The sequence below is a fragment of the Pseudomonas sp. FW305-70 genome, assembly GCF_058783925.1.
This window is the reverse complement of the sequence record NZ_JBYSYZ010000046.1, coordinates 22,859-43,720: the sequence shown is the minus strand read 5'-3', so window position 1 is coordinate 43,720 and position 20,862 is coordinate 22,859. Positions and strand designations below refer to the sequence as shown.

General features: G+C 62.1%; 3 protein-coding genes. 1 reads left to right on the top strand and 2 read right to left on the bottom strand.

What is annotated here, in order from left to right; all coding sequences use genetic code 11:
• The coding region (locus AC3WN7_RS24865; RefSeq protein WP_102675383.1) for a peroxidase family protein at positions 1 to 9,305 on the bottom strand (9,305 nt) is incomplete at its 3' end.
• 612 nt (positions 9,306 to 9,917) lie between these two features.
• Here AC3WN7_RS24865 and AC3WN7_RS24860 point away from each other — a divergent pair.
• Positions 9,918 to 10,181: a hypothetical protein gene (locus AC3WN7_RS24860; protein WP_207258375.1), complete on the top strand. Its 264-nt coding sequence runs from the start codon at positions 9,918 to 9,920 to the stop codon at positions 10,179 to 10,181.
• Between the two features lie 86 nt (positions 10,182 to 10,267).
• On the opposite strand, the gene AC3WN7_RS24855 is transcribed toward AC3WN7_RS24860, so the two are convergent.
• Positions 10,268 to 20,707 (bottom strand): peroxidase family protein, encoded by a 10,440-nt coding sequence (locus tag AC3WN7_RS24855; protein WP_492575397.1) that lies wholly within the window; start codon positions 20,705 to 20,707, stop codon positions 10,268 to 10,270.
• Positions 20,708 to 20,862 lie beyond the last annotated feature (155 nt).

Below are 20,862 nucleotides of genomic sequence, written 5' to 3'. Positions count from 1 at the left end.
ACTTCATAGATATCACTGCCGTCACCGCCGGCCATCGTATCGGCACCACCACCGCCGATGAGCACGTCATTGCCCGCGTCACCATTGAGGATGTCGTTGCCACCCAGGCCGTTCAGGATGTCGTTGCCATCACCTCCGCTGGCCACGTCGTCGCCTGGCGTGCCGATAAAAATGTCGGCACCGGCGGTACCGACAAACACTGCACCGAGGGTCACCGGGGCCGTGGCGTCGGACGCAATGCTTTCGGCCACACCGAAGTCATCCACGAAATTGACCACCACGCGCACCTGATCGCCGACCTGATCCTGGCCAAGCGTGAACGTGCTAGCGGTGGCTCCGGCGATGTCGACGAAGGTGACCCCGTTGGTCTCCTGCCACTGGAAGGTGAACTGCGGATTGCTGAGGCCATCGACGTCGACGATGGTCGACAGGTCGGCGGTCAACACCTGGTTCAGAAACGCAAACCCGAGGATGCCCGGCCCTGCGGTCGGTGCGTTGTTCGCCGACGAGTCGACGATCTCCAGCGTACCATTGCCATCCTGATACACCGCGCGAACGCGGATGTTCAGCCCGGCGACATCGTCCGCCACCCTATAGGTGGCACCCGTCACCCGCGATGCCTCGCCGGCGGCGAGAATGGTGATGTCATCATAGATGCCCGAACCGGCAATGGTTTCGACCTGCCAGTAGTAAGCCACCGGTCCGGTAACCGCACCGGTCGGATTGGCCGCACCCACGCTGTTGGCGTCGCGTATCGACTGACCGCTGACGCGCAGCAGTTGGCCGGCGACAGGCGCATCGACACGCGCACCAGTGGTAGCATCGAGGATCGCCAGACGCCCCACAGGAGCGCTGTTCGAGGCGGTGCCAACACCGGAGGCCTGCGCCTGGTCAGCGAACTGCAAGCGCTCGATGCCGGTCAGGCGATCGACGCCATCACGCCCGGCCACCAGGTCGGTCACGATGACGGCGTTGCCTTCGACAGCGACCGTGTACTCCGACGCGTTACCGGAATACAACGCAGTATCGAAGTTGTCAGTGCCGGTCAGAATCTCCCGCACGATGACCAGTTGGCCCGGGTTGTAGGTACCGTTGAGCATGAACGGCACCAACGGCTCCATGCTGTCGAACGTAGCGATTTCCGCGCCGGTGCCATCAGCGTTTGCCCGTACGCTGATGCGTACGTTCAGCCACTTGTCACCGTCGATGATGTCGTCACCACCGCGACCTTCGATGAGGTCGCTGCCGCTGCCACCGAGGATGATGTTGCCGCCGTCGAAGAACGTAGCTCCCGCTGCCAGCAGATCGGACAGGCCGTTGATCAGGCTGATGTTGGTCAGCACACTGCCGGTTGCACCCGCAGTAGGTAGCGTTGTCGCATCTGTGCTATCGCCACGCAGGTAATCACCGTGGGACGAACCCGACAGACCTTCCATGGCGTCGAAACGCACCAGCGTCGACGCTCCCGATCCCGGCATCGGAGGTACATCGAAGAAGCGGTCGCTGAAATCGATGCTCACGCCTTGGGCGAGCCCCTTGAAGGTCGCCCAGTCATAGCCCGAGCCGCCGATATAGCGGTCACCAAAGCCGAGACTGCCGACCATGATGTCGTCGCCGCCTTCGCCGTTGAACTTATCGTTCTCGTTGCCGCCGACGTATACATCGTGGCCGATCACAGGGTCGTTGCCGAGCGGGTCGAAGTTGTCGCCAGGTGCACCGTCCGAAGTGCCCTTCTCGATCCAGTCGTCGCCTTCGTTACCCATGTCCTGCTCGTTGGCCTTGCTGCCCAGGATGAAGTCGTTGCCCTGGCCACCAATGGCTTCGGAGGCGTCCTCACCGGTAATGATGAAGTCGTTGCCGAACCCGCCAATGATCAGGTTGACGCCGTTGCCTCCGTGCAGCACGTCATTACCGTCGCCACCCTGGAGGTTATCGTCGCCGCCAGTGTCGGTAATGATGTCGTCGCCGGCGCCACCGCGCAGCTGGTCGTTGCCGTCACCGCCTTCGATGCGATCGTTGCCGCCATCGCCCCAGACAGTGTCGTCGCCTTCACTGGAGATGAGGATGTCTGCGTCGTCGGTACCGCCCAGCACGATGTGCTCGTCACCTGTGTACTTGATGTAGTTGGTGTCCGCCCCCGAGGTCAGAGGGTTGTCGCGGAACACCACCTGCTCGCCATTCGGGCCGAGCGGATCGGCGGCGGCCAGGCCTTCGTTGAATTGCCTGCCCGGGTCCACTTCCAGGTAGAGTCCCGGGGTCGAGAACACCAGGCCCGGCAAGTGAGTGGCCGAAGTGTTGGCCATGATCAGCTTGGCAAACGAGTTGCTTTCAAGTTCGGCATTCATCGACAGGCCAGAGGTACGCTCCAGGTAGTAGAAGCGGTCGCCGTCCTGCAGTTTTTCCAGCTGGTTCTCGAACACGAAGTTGAAGGTCGAGCCGAGCATGCCGCCGAACGGGGTTTTCTGTTCGGCCAGGCCGCCGATCCAGAGGTCGATGGCATCGACGCCAGTGACAGTCACACCCCTCAGGTCGTCGGCAGTGCCCAGCACGCCATCCGTGCCGGCCAGCGTTACGTTGGCATAGTCACCGGTGCTGTTGAGGAAGTCCAGACGATCGACTGGCTCCGTAACACCACCATCGCCAAACACCAGCAACATCGCCGCAGCGCGTTTGCCTTCCAGCGTGGTCGCCGCCGTGATCGTGTCATGCGTGCCGTAGGCCGCGATGAAGTTGATCAACGACTCCGGATGTTTGAGGTGCTGCACCAGGTCGACCCAGCTGGTGTACGGCTTGAGTTGGGTATCACCGGTTTGGCTGTAGATGTCGCGGCGGATCGCGTTGAGCGAGGGAATCCCCACGTCGCGGCCACGGGCGATGTTGATCGCCGGCAGGTCGAGCGGCAGGCCGAGCAGGTTGTTGCGCAGCGCCTCGGTGACGAACTCGTCGATTTCGTTACCGGCTTGCCGGGTCACCCCACGTATGATCGCACTGGTCGCATCCTCTGCCGACACGCCACTGGCGGCGAACGCCAACGGGTTGAGGAACGCCGCGATCAGGCCGAGCTGCTGAGCGGGATCAGCGCTGTTTGGATCGCTCACCACGTTGAAGTCGATGTCGTAGCGATCGACGGTTTCGGTCAGCATCGAGTGGCCAAACCGATACACGGTGTGGGCGAACTCGGCAACGATCGAGGGGTCGAGGTCAACGTCATAGACCTGGGTCGGTGCGAAGAACAGGTCGATGTTAGGCTGGATGGTCCGCGCAAATTCCTCGAACACCAGGTGCTGGTACTGCATCTCGGTACCGAACTTGGCAGCCTGGAACAGGCGCTCGCCATTCCACACCAGCGCATCGAACTCGGCCTGGTTGGTTGGCAATGCACTCACCGGAGTGAGCAGCCACTCGTTGAGGAAGGCCACGTCACCCGAATCGAGCACGGTGTCCTTGGTCTGCGCAACCAGCCGGTTGTGCTCGGAGTGGAAGATCGCATGCACCGCGGTCAGGCCGATGTTCTCGTTGACCCGGCCGTCGCCGGCGATGTAGTGAGCATCGAGCAGCTCGTTGTCATAGGTTAGGTTGTTGCCGCCTGGGCCAACAGGCTGCGCATTGCCGACATCGGTGTCATCGTCCGCCAGCAGATCCCCACCAACGACGACCGGCACGGCATTGTGAGCGATGTCGGCGAGGAACTGGTGACCGGTGCGCACGGCATTGCTCAGGTCAATCGGCGCTAGCGGATTGCCTTCGACAAGTTCGTCATCAGGCGTGCCGCCAATACCGTCAACCCCTGTCATCACCACCATCGGGAAGCCGTTCGGCCCCTTGATGAAATTGCCATAGGCGTCGGTCGCCAACAGCGGGCCACTATCGACATCGGCATCGGTAAGGTTAATACCCAGGATGTCGCGGGCCTGTGCCTTGACCACTTTCCAGGTCGCCATGCCACCCAGTTCGATGTCATCCGAGGTACCAAACTGGCCATCCGCCCCCAGGTCACGGTTGGTGATCAGCCTGCCGGTCGCTATGGGGCCGTTGTCAGTCATTTGATAAGCGCGCAGGAACACCTGGTGCGACGGATGCGAGCTATAGGTCTGGTTCTGGTCCACGAACGGCGTGGTGGTGTTGGTGTGCTCATGGATGTCGTCGGCCGTGCCGAGAATGCCATCGGCCCCCGGCTGGTTGGTCGCGCGGGTCAGAACCATGAAGTTCGTCGGGCTACCTGGGACAAACAGTGGATCATCCGGTTGCAGCGGGATGAACACGGTGCCCGAACCACCTTTGGTCACCAGGTCCAGGCCATGATCGAAGAACTGCCCGAAGAAGGTCATCCAGGCGTTGAACGGCGCGGACAACCCCGCGTCCGCCGTGGTGTTCTCGAACAGGTACACATCGCGGTCGTCGTCAGTGCCGAACTCACCGTCCAGGCCGGGGCTGGCGACTATCGATACGCCATCCTTGAGCACGTCGTCATTACCCGCCAGGCCGAAGTTGAGCACACCGTCCGCGCCCGGGTCGAAAGCCGTGGCATAGGCCGCCGGATTGTTCGACGTCTGGTCGACGATCAGGTTACTGATGGTGCGCGGCTGCGAGTCAATCACAATGCCGTTGTCCTGCGCATACGACGTTCCCTGTTCCGCCGGATTGAAGACCGGATCGGTCACCCGCGGAAAGAGGTTATCGGCGGCGCCGAACTCGGTGTTGTTGGTGCCGTTGAGGTTCAACAGGTTGTTGTTCGACCCGTCGACCGTACGCAGGCCCAACGGCGCGCGGATGTTCGGGATCAGCGAGAGGATGTCCTGACCAGACGCTTCAGCCTCGGCAATCTTGATCTGGTCAAGAATGAAGTTGAGGTCGGAGCGGACCATGTGCAGGCCTGCGCCACCCGCGGTGGCATCGACAACCGGGGTCTGCGCCGTTGGCACGACCGGCGCGCCGGGAGCCACCACTGAAGTGGGTTGCGAGAACAACACTTCAGTCGTGCCATGACCGTCCTGGTAGATCGCCTTGACCCGCAACGACAATCCGGCAAGGTCGGGAGATACCTTGAAGGTGGTGCCGTCGGCACTCTGGAACGCCAGATCGCCAGCCGGCAACAGGACGATGTCCTCGAAAACGCCGCTGCCTGGGTCTGCTTCGAATTGCCAGAAGTAGGACACCGAACCGTTGATCAAGCCCTGCGGATTACCCGCCGTGACGTTGTCGCCATCGCGCACCCCGGCCACGCTGACAGTCAGTATATCGCCCACGACTATCGCGCCGCCGTTGCCATCCGTGACAGTCGGACTGCCAGTCGGTTCGGCATTGAGTCCATCCACCAGCACCAGCTGGTTATCGGCGAATTGCAGGCGTTCGATATGCAGCAGGGTATCGGTGCCGTCACGGCCCGCTACGCTGTCTGTCACCGTATAGACGTCGTCCTCCAGATCGTCGGTACCGCGGTCGTCGACGGTCACCGTATACTCGTCCTGAAGCCCGGAGAAAATGGCGGTGTCGAAGGCCTCCCCGTCAGTCGAGGTGCCGGGCATGATTTCCCGCACGGCCTGGAGCTGACCAGGGTTGATGGTGCCGTCCAGCATGAGCGGAATCATATCGATCATGCTGTCGAAGGAGGCGATTTCGGGACCGGTATGGTTGACGTCAGCCGGATCATAAACGGCAATCCTGACGTTGATCCATTTGTCACCGTCGATCAGGTCATCGCCACCGCGACCCTCGATCAGGTCACTGCCATCGCCGCCGAGGATGATGTTGCCAGTGGCAAAACCGGTGGTCGGCAATCCGGCATCGGCCAGGAACTGCTCCAGCCCGCGGATCAACGCCACATTGGTCAGCGCACTGCCTGTGGTACCGCCGTGGTTGATGATGGTGTCGGCATTGACATTATCGCCTTTGAGCACATCGCCGAAGCTCGAACCGGACAAGCCCTCGACCTCGGCAAAACGGTCGAGAATCGAGGCCGGCGAGGCCCCGACCGGATTGAACACACCGGTGTTCTGGTTTGGCGCATTGCCGTGTGGCTGTGCCAGCGCGGCCATGGTCAGGTCGGCGGTCACGCCGGTCCTGTCATTCTTGTAGGTCACCCAGTCGAAACCGGACATGCCGTCCATCTTGTCCTGAGCGTCGCTGCCGGTGAAGATGTCATCGCCACCCTCGCCGATCATTTCGTCGAAGCCGGGACCACCGATAAAGATGTCGTTGCCTATCACGTCGTCATTGAGCAACGGCGAGGCGTTATCGCCAGGCGCACCGTCTTGGGTGCCCATCTCGATCCAGTCATCACCTTCGCCACCGGTAGGTGGCAGGTTGGTCTTGGCACCGAGAATGAAGTCATCACCCCGGCCGCCGAAGGTAAGGGAGATGTCTTCTGTGGTGATGATGAAATCCTGGCCATCGCCACCCAGGATCAGGTTTCCACCCGCCAGCATGCTGCCGGCCACGATCACATCGTTACCGTCATTACCTTCCAGACGGTTGTCACCGAACGAGTCGCTGATGATGTCATCACCCGCGCCACCCAGTACCGCGTCGTTCCCGGCGCCACCTTCGAGACGGTCGTTGCCGCCGTCGCCGTAAAGGGTGTCATCACCCTCGCCGGAAATGAGGATGTCATTGCCGGCGGTGCCGCCCATGACGATATGGTCTTCACCGGTGTATTGCAGGTAATTGGTGTCTGGACCCACGGTGTCTGGGTTGTCGCGAATCACCAGCGACACGACTTCGACGCCGTTGATCAGGATGCCGCCCGTCGGGTCGGCTCGGCCGTCCGCGCCAAGGCCGGTGAACTGAGCGGTCTGATCCACCTCGAGGGTGAACGTCGGTGTCAGGAACACAGTGTTCGACAGGTGGGTGACATCGGAGTTGAGCATGATCAGCTTGGCAAAGGAGTTGTTTTCCAACTCGGTGCCGAAGTCCAGGCCCGCGGTACGCGCCAGGTAGTAAAAGCGGTCGCCGTTCTGCAATGCCTCCATCTGGGTTTCAAACACGAAGTTGAAGGTCGAGCCGAGCATGCCGCCGAACGGCATCTTCTGTTCGGCGAGGCCACCGACCCAGAAGTCGATGTCGTCCACACCGGTAGTGGTGACGCCATTGACCATGGCGTAGATGCCCGAACTGTTAAGGAATGCCACGCGATCCGCTAAATCGGCGGTAAAGGTACGCGCATTGGCCGTGCCAGCATTGATCACCGCGCTACCGCCAAACACCAGGGCAGCAGCGACCGCACGCATCTCGGCCATCGTATCAACATCGGCTGCCGTCAATGCCCCGTGGGTACCGAAGGCCGCGATGAAGTTGACCAGCGACTCGGGGTGCTTTAGGTGGTCCGCCAGGTCAGCCCAACTAATGTACGGCCTCAGTTGGCTGTCGCCGGTCGATGCGTACATCTCACGACGCGCTTCATTCAAGGTAGGGATGCCAGTGTCGCGACCACGCGCCAGGTTCAGAGCCGGCAAATCGAGCGGCAGACCGAGCAGGTTGTTGCGCAAGGCTTCGGTGACGAACTCATCGATCTCGTTGCCGACCTGGCGGGTCACACCTCGAATGATCGCCCCTGCCGCTTCGTCCGCGGTCGCTCCGCTGCCGGCGAACGCCAGCGGGTTGAGGAAGGCCGCGATCAGACCCAGCTGCGAGTCCGGATTGTTCGGATCAGTGAGCAGCGGATTGAACGCAGGGTCGAAGCGATCGACGGTCTCGGTCAACATCGAGTGACCGAAGCGGTACACCACGTGGGCGAACTCGGCGAGGATTGCCGGATTGATCGAGGTGTCATACCCGCTGGGCGCAAGGAACTCGTCGATCTGTGGCTGAACGGTACGCCCGAATTCCTCGAACACCAGGTGTTGGTACTGCATTTCAGTACCGAACTTGGCGGCCTGGAACAGGCGTTCACCATCCCACACCAGTGCCGCGATCCCGGCGGGTGTAGTCGGTATCGCAGCCACGTCGTCAGCCAGCCACTCATTGAGGAAGGCCAGGTTACCGGAGGCAAGGATAGTGTCCTTGGACTGCTGGACCAGACGGTTGTGCTCGGAGTGAAACACATGGTGCACGGCGGTCAGGCCGATGTTCTCGTTTACCCGGCCGTCGCCGGCAATATAGTGGGCGTCGAGCAGTTCGTTGTCATAGGTCAGGTTGTTGCCGGTCGGGCCAACGGGCTGCGCATTGCCGACAAGGGTGTCGCCATCCGCCTGCAGAACGCCACCGACGACGACGGGTGCAGCATTGTGGGCAATGTCATCGAGGAAGGCATGCCCGGTACTCACGGCGTTGGTCAGACTGATCGGAGCAGCCCGGTTGCCTTCAACCAGTTGCGTGACGTCATCCGCTGTCCCGGCGATGCCGTCGGCACCGTTACTGATGCGAATCACCACCTGCGGCATGCCGCCAGGCCCGCGAATGAAGTTGCCGTAAGCATCGGTTGCCAGCAACGGCACGTTGTGTACATCGGCATCGGTCAGATCGATGCCGAGCATGTCACGGGCCTGCGCCTTGACCACTGCCCAGGTCGCCATGCCGCCATTTTCGCCGCCGGTAATCAAGCGCCCCGTGGCAACAGGGTCACCTGCCGCGTTGAGGACGTACTCACGCAGGAACACCTGATGCGAGGGGTGCGAGCTGTAGGTCTGGCTTTGGTCGACGAACGGCGAGGTGGTGTTGGCCTGGCCATCATCAGCCGTGCCGACTACGCCGTCCGCACCAGCGGTACGCACGGCACGTGACAGCACCATGAAGTTGGGGCCGCCCGTTACGAACAACGGATCGTCCGGCTGCAGCGGAATGAACACAATCTCGGTAGCGCTCTTGGTGACCAGGTCGAGACCGTGGTCGAAGAACTGGCCGAAGAAAGTCATCCACGAGTTGAAGCCGGCGGTCAGGCCGACGTCCGGTGACTCGTTGGGAATGAAGAACACTTCCTTGTCATCGGCCGTGCCGAACACGCCATCCAGGCCAGGGCTGATCACCGGAGTGGCGCCGCCGTTCGCCGCTACCGCGGCCGGGTTGTTGGCAGTCTGGTCGACGATCAGGTTACTGATAATCCGTGGTTGCGGATCGATCACCGTCCCGGTTCCTGCGTATTGCGCCGATAGAAAGGAAGGATCAAGCAGGCGCGGAAAATCAGCGTCCGCCGCGCCGAAATCAGTCTGGCCAGTGACCAGGTTGTTAAAGCTGCCATCGACGGTACGCAGACCGAATGGCACCTGAGTGTTGGGAAGCAAATCAATGAGGCTGGTGCCGGCGGCATTCGCTTCGGCGATAAAGATTTGCTTGAGGATGAACTCCAGGTCCGCTTGGGTGAAATTGGCCATTTTGGATTGCCCTCGATCTGTCTGGGTAAAGGCGCGGGACGAGAAAATCCTCCCGCGCCAAGTCAAGTGCTGGCTTGCGCAGTGTGTTGGTCATGTTTTTTTGCGAGAGCTGGCGTTACCCGGAACCCGGGATACGCGCCTGGAATTCGCGTAGTGAATGGCTCGCCGAACGGTCAGGCAGAGCAAGTACGACCCTTGGGCGGGCCATGGAAACAGGAGGTAAAGGCAAACTTGCTGGAAAGCCCCTTCACTCTGCAAAAGAACGCAATGATCGACATGCTCTGCTCCTTCCGGGAAATCACCGCGCCTTGCGTTGCCAAAACGATGACAAGCTTCAGGCGGGCGGGCCCCCCGATAACTAAGACTAAAGTTCCATAGCAAAACTTTGTCAATTTTACGTCGTTAAAACAGACGACCGGTGTTAGATCGCACAACTAGCTGTTTTTAAACGACATATGTAATTCTGAGTGCAGGTATAGAGCGAAATGTTATTTCTAACTGCCGGTGTGCAAATAACAAAGGAATAACGTCGCAGCACGTAACTGCCTAAGTACCTTTCATGTCCTTCCAGCCTTGGGTGGAGAGATTGCGCGCGCCGAACCGGAGGTACGGGTGGCCGTCGAAAAAGGCCTGAAGCAAATACAGAAAGCCTGGGCCGATCGTCTCGGCAGCCCTGATGCTGCATGGGCCGTCATCGCTCAATGTATGGGAGCGCTAGTCCTGTCCCGGGCAGTCGAGAAAGAACGAACTCGAAAGGAAATCATTGCCTCGACCCGCAAAGCGCGAGAGCAGTTCGCAACGCCAGATCATCGCTATCGCGGCAAAACCCTGGTCGATTCAGCCCTCCCTGAATTCCCACATCGAACGCATTCATGAGGCAATTGAGTGGAAGGAGAACGGGAGGGCATCCATTGCCCTCCCCTCCGTTTTCCACGTTCCCTGCGACAGTACTGACCAGTACCTCAAGTGGCCAGAATGAAGTCCGTCTGATCAACGGTCGCGCTGTTGACACCCACAAGGCGGATGGAGTCCGCTCCGATCCCGACCACCGTGTCCGCCCCGTTAGCCGTTATGGTCAGGCTGGGAGCGAACGTCGCGCTGGTGATCCCCATCGGCCTGAGATCGAGCAAGTCCTGTCCTGCGGCCGGATTGGCTGAGAAGTTCAGGATCGTGTCGTTGCCGAAACCCGCGGCACCAAACACGAACGTATCGTTGCCGGCCACGCCACCACTCATCACGTCGTTACCCCCAGCGCCGACGATGAAGTCGTTACCTGCACCACCCACGATCGTGTTGGCCAGCCCGTTGCCAGTGCCCACAAAGTTGCCGTTGCCGCCGAAAAACAGATTCTCGACGTTGGCATCCAGGGTGTAGCTCGCGAGTGAGGTCCAGATCGTGTCGTTGCCGCCACCGGCGTTCTCGCCTACCACGTCCCCGAGGTCGGTGACTTCGTAGACATCGCTGCCGGCACCGCCGACCATCGTGTCGGCACCGCCGTTGCCGATGAGGACGTCGTTACCCGCAGCGCTCACGAGCATGTTGGCCAGCTCGTTGCCGGTGCCCACGAAGTTGCCGCTGCCGCCGAAAAACAGATTCTCGACGTTGGCACTCAGGGTGTAGCTCGCGAGCGAGGTCCAGACCGTGTCGATGCCGGCACCGGCGAGTTCGACCGCCTGGTCCCCAAGGTCGGTGACTTCATAGATATCGCTGCCGCCACCGCCGACCATCATGTCGGCACCTGCGCCACCGACGAGGACGTCGTTACCCGCTCCGCCCGCGATCGTGTTGGCGAGCTCGTTACCGTTGCCCGCGAAGTTGCCGCTGCCGCCGAAAAACAGATTTTCGACGTTGGCACCCAGGCTGTAGCTCGCGAGCGAGGTCCAGACCGTGTCGCCACCACCACCGGCGAACTCGATCACCTGGTCCCCAAGGTCGGTGACTTCGTAGATATCGTTGCCACCACCGCCGACCATCGTGTCGGCACCTCCGGCACCGTTGATGATGTCGTTACCCGCACCGCCCACGATCGTGTTGTCGAGCACGTTACCGCCGCCCGCGAAGTTGCCGCTGCCGCCGAAAAACAGATTCTCGACGTCGGCACTCAGGGTGTAGCTAGCAAGCGAGGTCCAGACCTCGTCAATGCCGGCACCGCCGAGCTCGGTCACCACGTCCCCAGCGTCGGTGACTTCGTAGATATCGTTGCCATCACCGCCGGCCATCGTGTCGGCACCAAGACCGCCGATGAGCACGTCATTGCCCGCGTCACCATTGAGGAGGTCGTTGCCGCCCAGGCCGTTCAGGATGTCGTTGCCAGCACCTCCACTGATCACGTCGTCGCCTGCCGTGCCGGTCAATATATCGGCACCGGCGGTACCGACAATCACATCGCCGACCACGGTCGTTGGCGCGGAGAAGACCTGCTCCAGCGTGCCGAGGCCATCGGTGAAACTCGCGACAACGCGAAGGCTCAATCCGACCTGCGCCTGGGTCGGCGTGAAGGTCAAGCCCGTCGCGCCGGCAATGTCCGTGAAGGGCACGCCGATACCCCCTACTTGCCACTGATGCGTGACCACCCCAACTCCGTTGGCATCGGTGAACGCATCCGTGGCGGTCAAGGCCGAGCCTAACGTCGGGCTCGTATCGCTGATCAGCACCGTGCCAACCGGCAGGAGGTTGACGGGACTGCCGCCGAGCGGCGCAGTTGGCGCGGTCGGCGCCGAGAAAATGCTTTCCAGCACGCCGTGGCCGTCCTGATAGATGGCCCTGACGCGCAGCGCCAGTCCCAACTCAGCCGCAGTCACCGTGAAGGTCGAGCCGGTCGCGGTTCCTAGTCCACCTCCGAGCGCAATACCAATGTCGTCGAAGATACCGGTGCCTGGGTTCGTTTCGACCTGCCATACGAAGGCAATGGGACCGGTGATCGTACCGCCTGCAGTGACATTGTCCGCATCGCTGACGGTGTCGGCCAACACCGTCAACACTTGGCCAACGGCCGGCGTGCCATCGCTGATCCTCAGCAAGCCCACCGGCTCGGCGTTCAAGCCATTGACGAGAACCACCGACTGATCGGCGAACTGCAGTCGCTCGATACTGCTGAGCCTGTCAGTACCGTCCCGACCGACGACGCTGTCGGCCACGGTGATCGTGCCGTCGGCGTTCGCGATGACGGTGTAGTCGGCCAGAAGGCCGGTGTACAGGGCCGTGTCGAAGGAATGGCCAGGGTTAAGGGGGTCAGGCGCATCCGTCAGGATCTCACGGACGGCAACGAGTTGGCCGGGGTTGTAAGTGCCGCTGAGCATGAACGGCTCCAACTGGAGCATGCTGTCGAACGTTGCGATCTCCGGACCTGTGCCATCAATGTTCTGCCGCACGCTGATACGTACGTTGAGCCACTTGTCACCGTCGACCAGGTCATCGCCACCACCACCTTCGATGATGTCGCTGCCGCCGCCGCCGAGGACGATGTTGCCGGCGCCGAACTGATCGTCTGCCGTGCCCACAATGCCGTCCGGGCCGGCTGCTGCGGTGCCGACGAACGAGCGCAGGCCGCTGACCAGGTCGAAGTTGGTGAGCACGCTGCCCTGAGCACCGGCAGCCGCGATCACGGTGGCATCGGCATCATCGCCACGCAGGATGTCGCTGAAGTGCGATCCCGTCAGACCTTCCACCAGTTGGAACCGAGCCACGGTTGCGGCCAACTCCGGCAGTGGCGGCGCGATAGCGATCTCGGCGAGGCTCAGGTCGACGGACACGCCGAACGGGTCGTCCTTGAAGCCGGCCCAGTCGTAACCGGAGCCACCCAGGTAGCGGTCCCCCGCGCCGCCGTTGCCGAACATGATATCGTCGCCACCTTCAGCCATGAATCTGTCGGGCGCGCCGGTGCCGATGAAGATGTCGTTACCGCGTATCAAGTCGAGCCCGTTCGGGTCGAAATTGTCGCCGGGAGCACCATCGGCGGTTCCCCTCTCGATCCAGTCGTCACCTTCGTTACCCATCAGTTGTTCGTCGGCGAGACTGCCCATGATGAAGTCGTCGCCCGCGCCGCCGAAGACCTCCGAGGAGTCCTCGCCGGTGACGATGAAGTCCTTGCCTAAGCCGCCAAGGTTCAGATTCACGCCGCTGCCACTGTGGATGACGTCGTTGCCGTCGCCGCCATGAATGGTGTCGTCGCCGCCCATGTCGGTGATGATGTCATCGCCGTCGCCCCCGACCATGAAGTCGTTGCCGTAGCCACCTTCGAGGCGGTCATTGGCACCGTCGCCATAGAGCGTGTCGTCGCCGTCGCCGGAAACGAGAATGTCATTGACGGCCGAGCCACCGAGCACCACATGGTCTTCGCCGGTGTACTGCAGGTAGTTGGTATCAGGGCCGACCGTCGCAGGGTTGTCCCGAATGACCAGCGGCGTGAGGAGGATGCCGCCGACAGGATCGGTATTACCGGGCAGGTCGTCGATGGTGCCCACGATGCCGTCCGGACCGGCAATCACACTCTCGTTGAACTGCCTGGCCGGGTCGACCTCCAGGGTAAAGGCCGGAGTCAAGAACATGACAGCTGGGAGGTGGGTCGCATCGGTGTTGGCCATCACCAGTCTCGCGAACGAGTTGTTCTCCAACTCGGTGACGAAGTTCAGCCCCGCGTTGCGTTCCAGGTAGTAGAAGCGGTCGGCGTTCTGCAGCTTCTCCATCTGGGTCTCGAACACGAAGTTGAAGGTCGAGCCGAGCATGCCGCCAAACGGCATTTTTTCCTCGGCGAGGCCGCCGATCCAGAGGTCGATGTTGTCCAGACCGGTAATGGTGACGCCGGTCGGGCCACTCGCCCAGGCGCCGGTGCTATTGAGGAAGTCCAGCCGGTCCGCCGGCTCGCCGGCGCCGCCCAACACCAGGAGCGAGGCCGCGGCGCGCTTCCCGTCGAGCGTGGTGGCGCTGGTAATGGAGGCGTGCGTGCCATAGGCGGCGATGAAGTTGATCAGCGATTCCGGGTGCTTCAGGTGTTGCACCAAATCGGCCCAGCTGATGTAGGGCTTCAGGTTGCTGTCGCCGGTCGCGGTGTAGAACTCACGACGCGCCTCGTTCAGGGTCGGAATCCCGGTATCACGGCCGCGCGCGATGTTGATGGCGGGCAGGTCGAGCGGCAGGCCCAGCAAGTTGTTGCGCACCGCTTCAGTGACGAACTCATCGATCTCGTTGCCGACCTGGCGCGTCAAGCCGCGGACGATGGCACCGGCCGCCTGCTCCGGGGTCGGGCCGCTGGCCGCAAACGCCAGCGGATTGAGGAAGGCCTGAATCAGGCCGATCTCGCTGGAGGCGAAGTTGGGGTCCAGCCGGTCGATGGTCTCGGTCAGCATCGAGTGGCCGAGTCGGTAGACCGCGTGCGCGAACTCGGCGACGATCGCCGGGTCGATCTCGGTTTGATAATTCTGGTGTTCGCCAAGGAAGGGATCGATGTTCGGCTGAATGGTACGCGCGAACTCTTCGAACACCAGGTGCTGGTACTGCATCTCGGTACCGAATCTCGCCGCCTGGAACAGGCGCTCTCCGTTCCAGTGCAGGGCAGCGATCTCAGCCGCGGTTGTTGGCAACACCAACAATTGGGCATCAGGCATCAGCCACTGGTTCAGGAAGTTGACATCGTTGGAGGCGATGGCCACATCCTTGGTGTGCTGGACCAGACGGTTGTGCTCCGAGTGGAAAATCGCGTGGACGGTGGTCAGGCCGATGTTCTCGTTGACCCGGCCGTCACCGGCGATGTAGTGCGCGTCGAGCAGTTCGTTGTCGTAGAAGCCTGCGGCTACCGGTCCGCCGGCAACGAGGTCGGCATCGGCCGTCAGTGGCGCACCGGTCTGGCTGTCCACCGGAACGGCGCTGTGGGCGATATCGATGAGGAACTGGTGGCCGGTGCGCACGGCATTGACCAGGCTGATCGGCGCAGCAGGATTACCCTCGACGAGAACATCATCGGCGGTATCAGCAATACCATCCGGGCCCCTCATCATGACCATCGGGAAGCCGTTCGGGCCCTTGATGAAATTGCCGTAGGCGTCGGTGGCGAGCAGCGGCACGTTGTCGAAGTCGGCATCGGTAAGATTAATGCCAAGCAGATCGCGCGCCTGCGCCTTCACCACTTTCCAGGTGGCCATCCCACCGATTTCGACGTCGTCCGCAGTGCCGAACAGGCCATCGGCGCCCAGGTCACGATTGGTGATCAGCCTGCCGGTCGCCACCGGATCGCCGGCGGCATTAAACTCGTAGGCGCGCAGGAACACCTGGTGCGAAGGGTGCGAGGTATAGGTCTGGTTCTGGTCGACGAACGGCGTGGTGGTGTTTGAAGCCTCGTGGATGTCGTCGGCGGTGCCGAGGATGCCATCAGGCCCTGGCAGGTTGGTGGCCCGCGTCAGCACCATGAAGTTGGTCGGGCTGCCCGGAACGAACAGCGGATCGTCCGGCTGCAACGGGATGAACACCGTGCCGCTGCCGCCCTTGGTCACCAGGTCGAGGCCGTGGTCGAAGAACTGACCGAAGAAGGTCATCCACGGGTTGAACGGCGCGGACAGACCCACGTCCGGCGACTGGTTAGGCATGAAAAAGGTCTGGAAGGTCGTGCCGTCGGTACGGGTTCCAGTAATGACCTGCGCACCGTCCTTCAAGACATCGTCAACCGTGCCGAGGATGCCATCCAGACCGGGATCGAACGTGGCCGCGACCGCTGCCGGGTTGCTGGCGGTGTTGTCGGCGATCAGATTGCTGATGGTCCGTGGCTGCGAGTCAGTCACCAGGCCGCTGGTCTGAGCGTAAGAGGTTCCCGCTTCCGCCGTATCGAACTGCGCCGGAACCAGTCGCGGGAAGACCGTGTTGGCTGCACCGAACTCGTTCTGACCCGCCACCAGGTTGTTGAACGACCCGTCGACCGTGCGCAGGCCCAAAGGCAACCGTGCATTCGGCAGCATGCTGAGGAGATCCTCACCGGCCGCATTCCTTTCCGAGATCAGAATCTGGTCGAGAATGAACTGCAGATCGGCCCGGATATAGTGCACACCCGTGCTGGCGACCGGAGTCTCGGCCGGCAGCGGGGCTGCCGGTGGCGGAGCAACGCCGGCTACGACCGCTGCGGTTGGAGCAGAGAACGCAGTCTCAAGCACACCATTTTGATCCTTGTAGACGGCCCTGACGCGCAATTCCAGCCCGGCTAGATCCGGGGTCACCCTGAAGGTCGGCCCGGTTACGTGCGCCAATGCTGCGCCCCCGTCCGCAAGACGGGTGATGTCCTGAAAGACGCCCGTACCCGGGACTGCTTCGAACTGCCAGTAGAAGGCGATCGGTCCAGTGATGGCACCGCCGGCGTTGTCGGCATCGGTCACGTCGGCAGCCGATACCCTCAGCAGTTGACCCGTGGTCGGCGTAGCGTCCGGGGTGTTGCTGGCAGCGTCGAGGATGGTCAGCAAGCCCAGCGGGTCGTTGTTAAGCCCGACCCCGCCAGGCAGGGTGAGCGACTGATCGTTGAACTGCAGCCGCTCGATATTGGTCAGGCGGTCGGTGCCGTCGCGACCGACGACGCTGTCGACCACGGTGGTCACGCCGCCCACAGTGGTGACGGTATAGTCGAGCTGGTTGCCCGTGAACAAGGCCGTATCGAAGGCGGGGGCATCCGTCAGGATCTCGCGGACGATGACCAACTGACCGGGGTTGAATGTGCCATCGAGCATGAACGGGATCATGGGCTCCATGCTGTCGAAGGTGGCAATCTCCGGCCCGGTTCCGTCAAGGTTCTGGCGCACGCTGATGCGCACATTCAGCCACATGTCGCCGTCGACCAGGTCGTCACCGCCGCGGCCTTCGATGATGTCGCTGCCACCACCGCCGAGGAGGATGTTGCCCGCGCCGAACTGATCGTCTGCCGTGCCCACGATACCGTCCGGGCCGGCTGCAGCCGCGCCAAGAAACGCCCGCAGACCGTTGACGAGGTCAATATTGGTGAGCACGCTGCCTGGGACACCGGCAGCGGCGATCGCGAGCGCGTCGGCATCATCGCCGGTCAGCATGTCGCTGAACGCCGACCCCGACAGTCCTTCCACCTCGGGGAACTTGGTATGCACGCCTGCAACCGAGGGCGACAGGGCCGATTGTTCGAAGGCGATGCGGGTCATGTCCACAGTCACGCCGAAACGATCATCCTTGTAGGTGGCCCAGTCGAAACCGGACATGCCCAACATCTTGTCCGGGCCCTCACTGCCGATGAAGATGTCATCGCCGCCTTCACCGATCATTTCATCGAAGCCGCCGTCACCGCTGAAGACGTCGTTGCCGCCGGTCAACTCTTCCAGCAAAGCCAGTGGCAGGTTACCGGCGAAATTGTCGCCGGGGGAGCCGTCCTGGGTCCCGACCTCGATCCAGTCATCGCCATCGCCGCCCATCATTTGTCCGTTCAGCCGGCTGCCGAGCATGAAGTCATCGCCGGCGCCGCCGAAGACCTCCGAAAAGTCCTCGCCGGTGACGATGAAATCGTTGCCGGCGCCGCCGAGGATGATATTGATGCCGTTGCCGCCGTGGATGACGTCGTTGCCGGCCCCGCCGTGGATGACGTCGTCGCCGCCCATGTCGGTGATGATGTCATCGCCATCGCCACCCTCGATCTCGTCATTGCCGTAGCCGCCTTCGAGGCGATCATTACCGGCGTCGCCCCAGAGCGTGTCGTCGCCGTCGCCAGAGACGAGAATGTCATTGCCGGCGGTACCGCCGAGCACGACATGGTCTTCGCCGGTGTACTGCAGGTAGTTGGTATCGGGACCGATCGTCGCGGGGTTGTCGCGAATGACAAGCGGTGTGATCTCGACCCCGTTGATCATCATGCCGCCAGTGGGATCGGCACGGCCATCGACGCCGAGCCCCGTGTGCTGCAGGGTCGGATCGACCTCGAGCGTCCAGGTCGGGGTCGAGAAGATTAGGCCCGGGAGATGGGTCGCGTCGGTGTTGAGCATCACCATCTTGGCGAACGAGTTGTTCTCGAGCTCGCTCAGGAAGTTGAGTCCCTGGGTGCGGTGCAGGTAGTAGAGCCGGTCGCCGTTTTGCAGCTTCTCGAGTTGGTCCTCGAAGACGAAGTTGAAAGTCGAGCCGAGCATGCCGCCGAACGGCATTTTTTCCTCGGCCAGGCCGCCGATCCAGAAGTCGATGGCATCAACGCCGGAGATGGTGAAGTCGTCTGCGGTGTTCGGAATACCGTCCGCCCCGGCGTTGTTCGCCCAGACACCGGTGCTGTGGAGGAAGTCCAGGCGATCCACCGGCTCACCGACGCCGCCCAACACCAGGAGCGTGGCCGCTGCGCGTTTCGCGTCGAGCGTGGTGGCGCTGGTAATGGAGGCGTGCGTGCCGTAGGCGGCGATGAAGTTGATCAGCGATTCCGGGTGCTTCAGGTGTTGCACCAAATCGACCCAGCTGGTGTAGGGCTTCAGCTGGCTGTCGCCGGTGCCGGCGTAGAATTCACGGCGCGCCTCGTTCAAGGACGGGATGCCGGTATCGCGGCCGCGCGCGATGTTGAGGGCGGGCAGGTCGAGCGGCAGGCCCAGCAAGTTGTTGCGCACCGCTTCGGTGACGAACTCATCGATCTCGTTGCCGACCTGGCGCGTCAAGCCGCGCACGATGGCGCCGGCCGCCTGTTCCGGGGTCGGGCCGCTGGCCGCAAACGCCAGCGGATTGAGGAAGGCCTGAATCAGGCCGATCTCGCTCGAGGCGAAGTTGGGGTCCAACCGGTCAATGGTCTCGGTCAGCATCGAGTGGCCGAAGCGAAAGACCGTGTGCGCGAACTCGGCGACGATCGACGGATTGATTGTGTCATCGAAGTCAAGGAAGGCATCGACCTGCGGTTGAATGGTGCGCGCGAACTCTTCGAACACCAGGTGCTGATACTGCATTTCGGTGCCGAATTTCGCCGCCTGGAACAGGCGCTCACCGTTCCAGTTCAAGGTAGACAGATCAGCAGGAACAGCCGTGACGGGCGTCAGCAGCCACTGATTCAGGAACGTCAGGTCGCCGGCGGCCGCTGAGGCGAGGACCGTGTCCTTGGTCTGCTGGACCAGCCGGTTGTGCTCCGAGTGGAAAATCGCGTGGACGGTGGTCAGGCCGATGTTCTCGTTGACCCGACCGTCGCCGGCGATGTAGTGCGCGTCGAGCAGCTCGTTGTCGTAGGAGCCTGCGGCCACCGGGCCGCCGGCAACGAGGTCAGCATCGGCCGTCAGTGGCGCACCGGTCTGGCTGTCCACCGGGCTGGCATTGTGCGCGATGTCGATGAGGAACTGGTGACCGGTGCGGATCGCCAGCGATGCGTCGATCGGCGCCAGCGGATTGCCCTCAACCAGGCCGGTCGCGGTCACGATCTGCGCAAAGCCGTTCGCCCCCCGAATGAAGTTGCCGTACGCGTCGGTCGCCAACAGCGGCAGGTCGAGGACGTCGAGATCGTCGAGATCAATGCCAAGCATGTCGCGCGCCTGCGCCTTCACCACTTTCCAGGTGGCCATCCCGCCGATTTCGACGTCGTCGGCAGTACCGAACAGGCCATCGGCGCCCAGGTCACGATTGGTGATCAGCCTGCCGGTCGCCACCGGCTTGCCGGCGGCATCGAGTTCATAGGCACGCAGGAACACCTGGTGCGAGGGATGCGAGCTGTAGGTCTGGTTCTGATCGACGAATGGCGTGGTGGTGTTTGAAGCCTCGTGGATGTCGTCGGCGGTGCCCAGGATGCCATCGGGCCCGGGCAGGTTGGTGGCCCGCGTCAACACCATGAAGTTGGTCGGGCTGCCCGGGACGAACAGCGGATCGTCCGGCTGCAGCGGGATGAACACCGTGCCGCTGCCGCCCTTGGTCACCAGATCGAGGCCATGGTCGAAGAACTGACCGAAGAAGGTCATCCAGGGATTGAACGGTGCAGACAGACCCACGTCCGGCGACTGGTTAGGAATGAAAAAGGTCTGGAAGATCGTGCCGTCGGTACGGGTTCCAGTAACGACCTGCGCACCGTCCTTCAAGACATCGTCAACCGTGCCGAGGATGCCATCCAGACCGGGATCGAACGTGGCTGCGACCGCCGCCGGGTTGTTGGCGGTATTGTCGACGATCAGGTTGCTGATGGTGCGTGGCTGCGAGTCGATCACCAGGCCGCTGGTCTGGGTGTAAGAGGTGCCCGCCTCAGCCGGGCGGAAGACTGGAGTGGTCATGCGCGGGAAAATGTTGTCGGCTGCGCCGAACTCGCTCTGACCGAATCTCAGGTTGTTAAACGTCCCGTCGACCGTGCGCAGACCAAAAGCAAATTCCGGGTTCGGTATCAGGCTGGCGAGCGACTGGCCGGCAGTATCCGCTTCCGCGATGAAAATCTGCTGGAGAATGAACTCCAGGTCCGACTTGTTGAAATTGGCCATTTTGGATTGCCCTCGATCTGTCTGGGTAAAAGCGCGGGACGAGAAAACCCTCCCGCGCCAAGTCAAGTGCTGGCTTGCGCAGTTTGTTGGTCATGTTTTTTTTGCGAGAGCTCTGGCGTTACCCGGGACCCGGGATACGCGCCTGGAATTCGCGA

Excerpts from the sequence above, each read along its gene's own strand:
- AC3WN7_RS24855 (WP_492575397.1), bottom strand. The coding sequence starts at position 20,707 with ATGGCCAATTTCAACAAGTCGGACCTGGAGTTCATTCTCCAGCAGATT.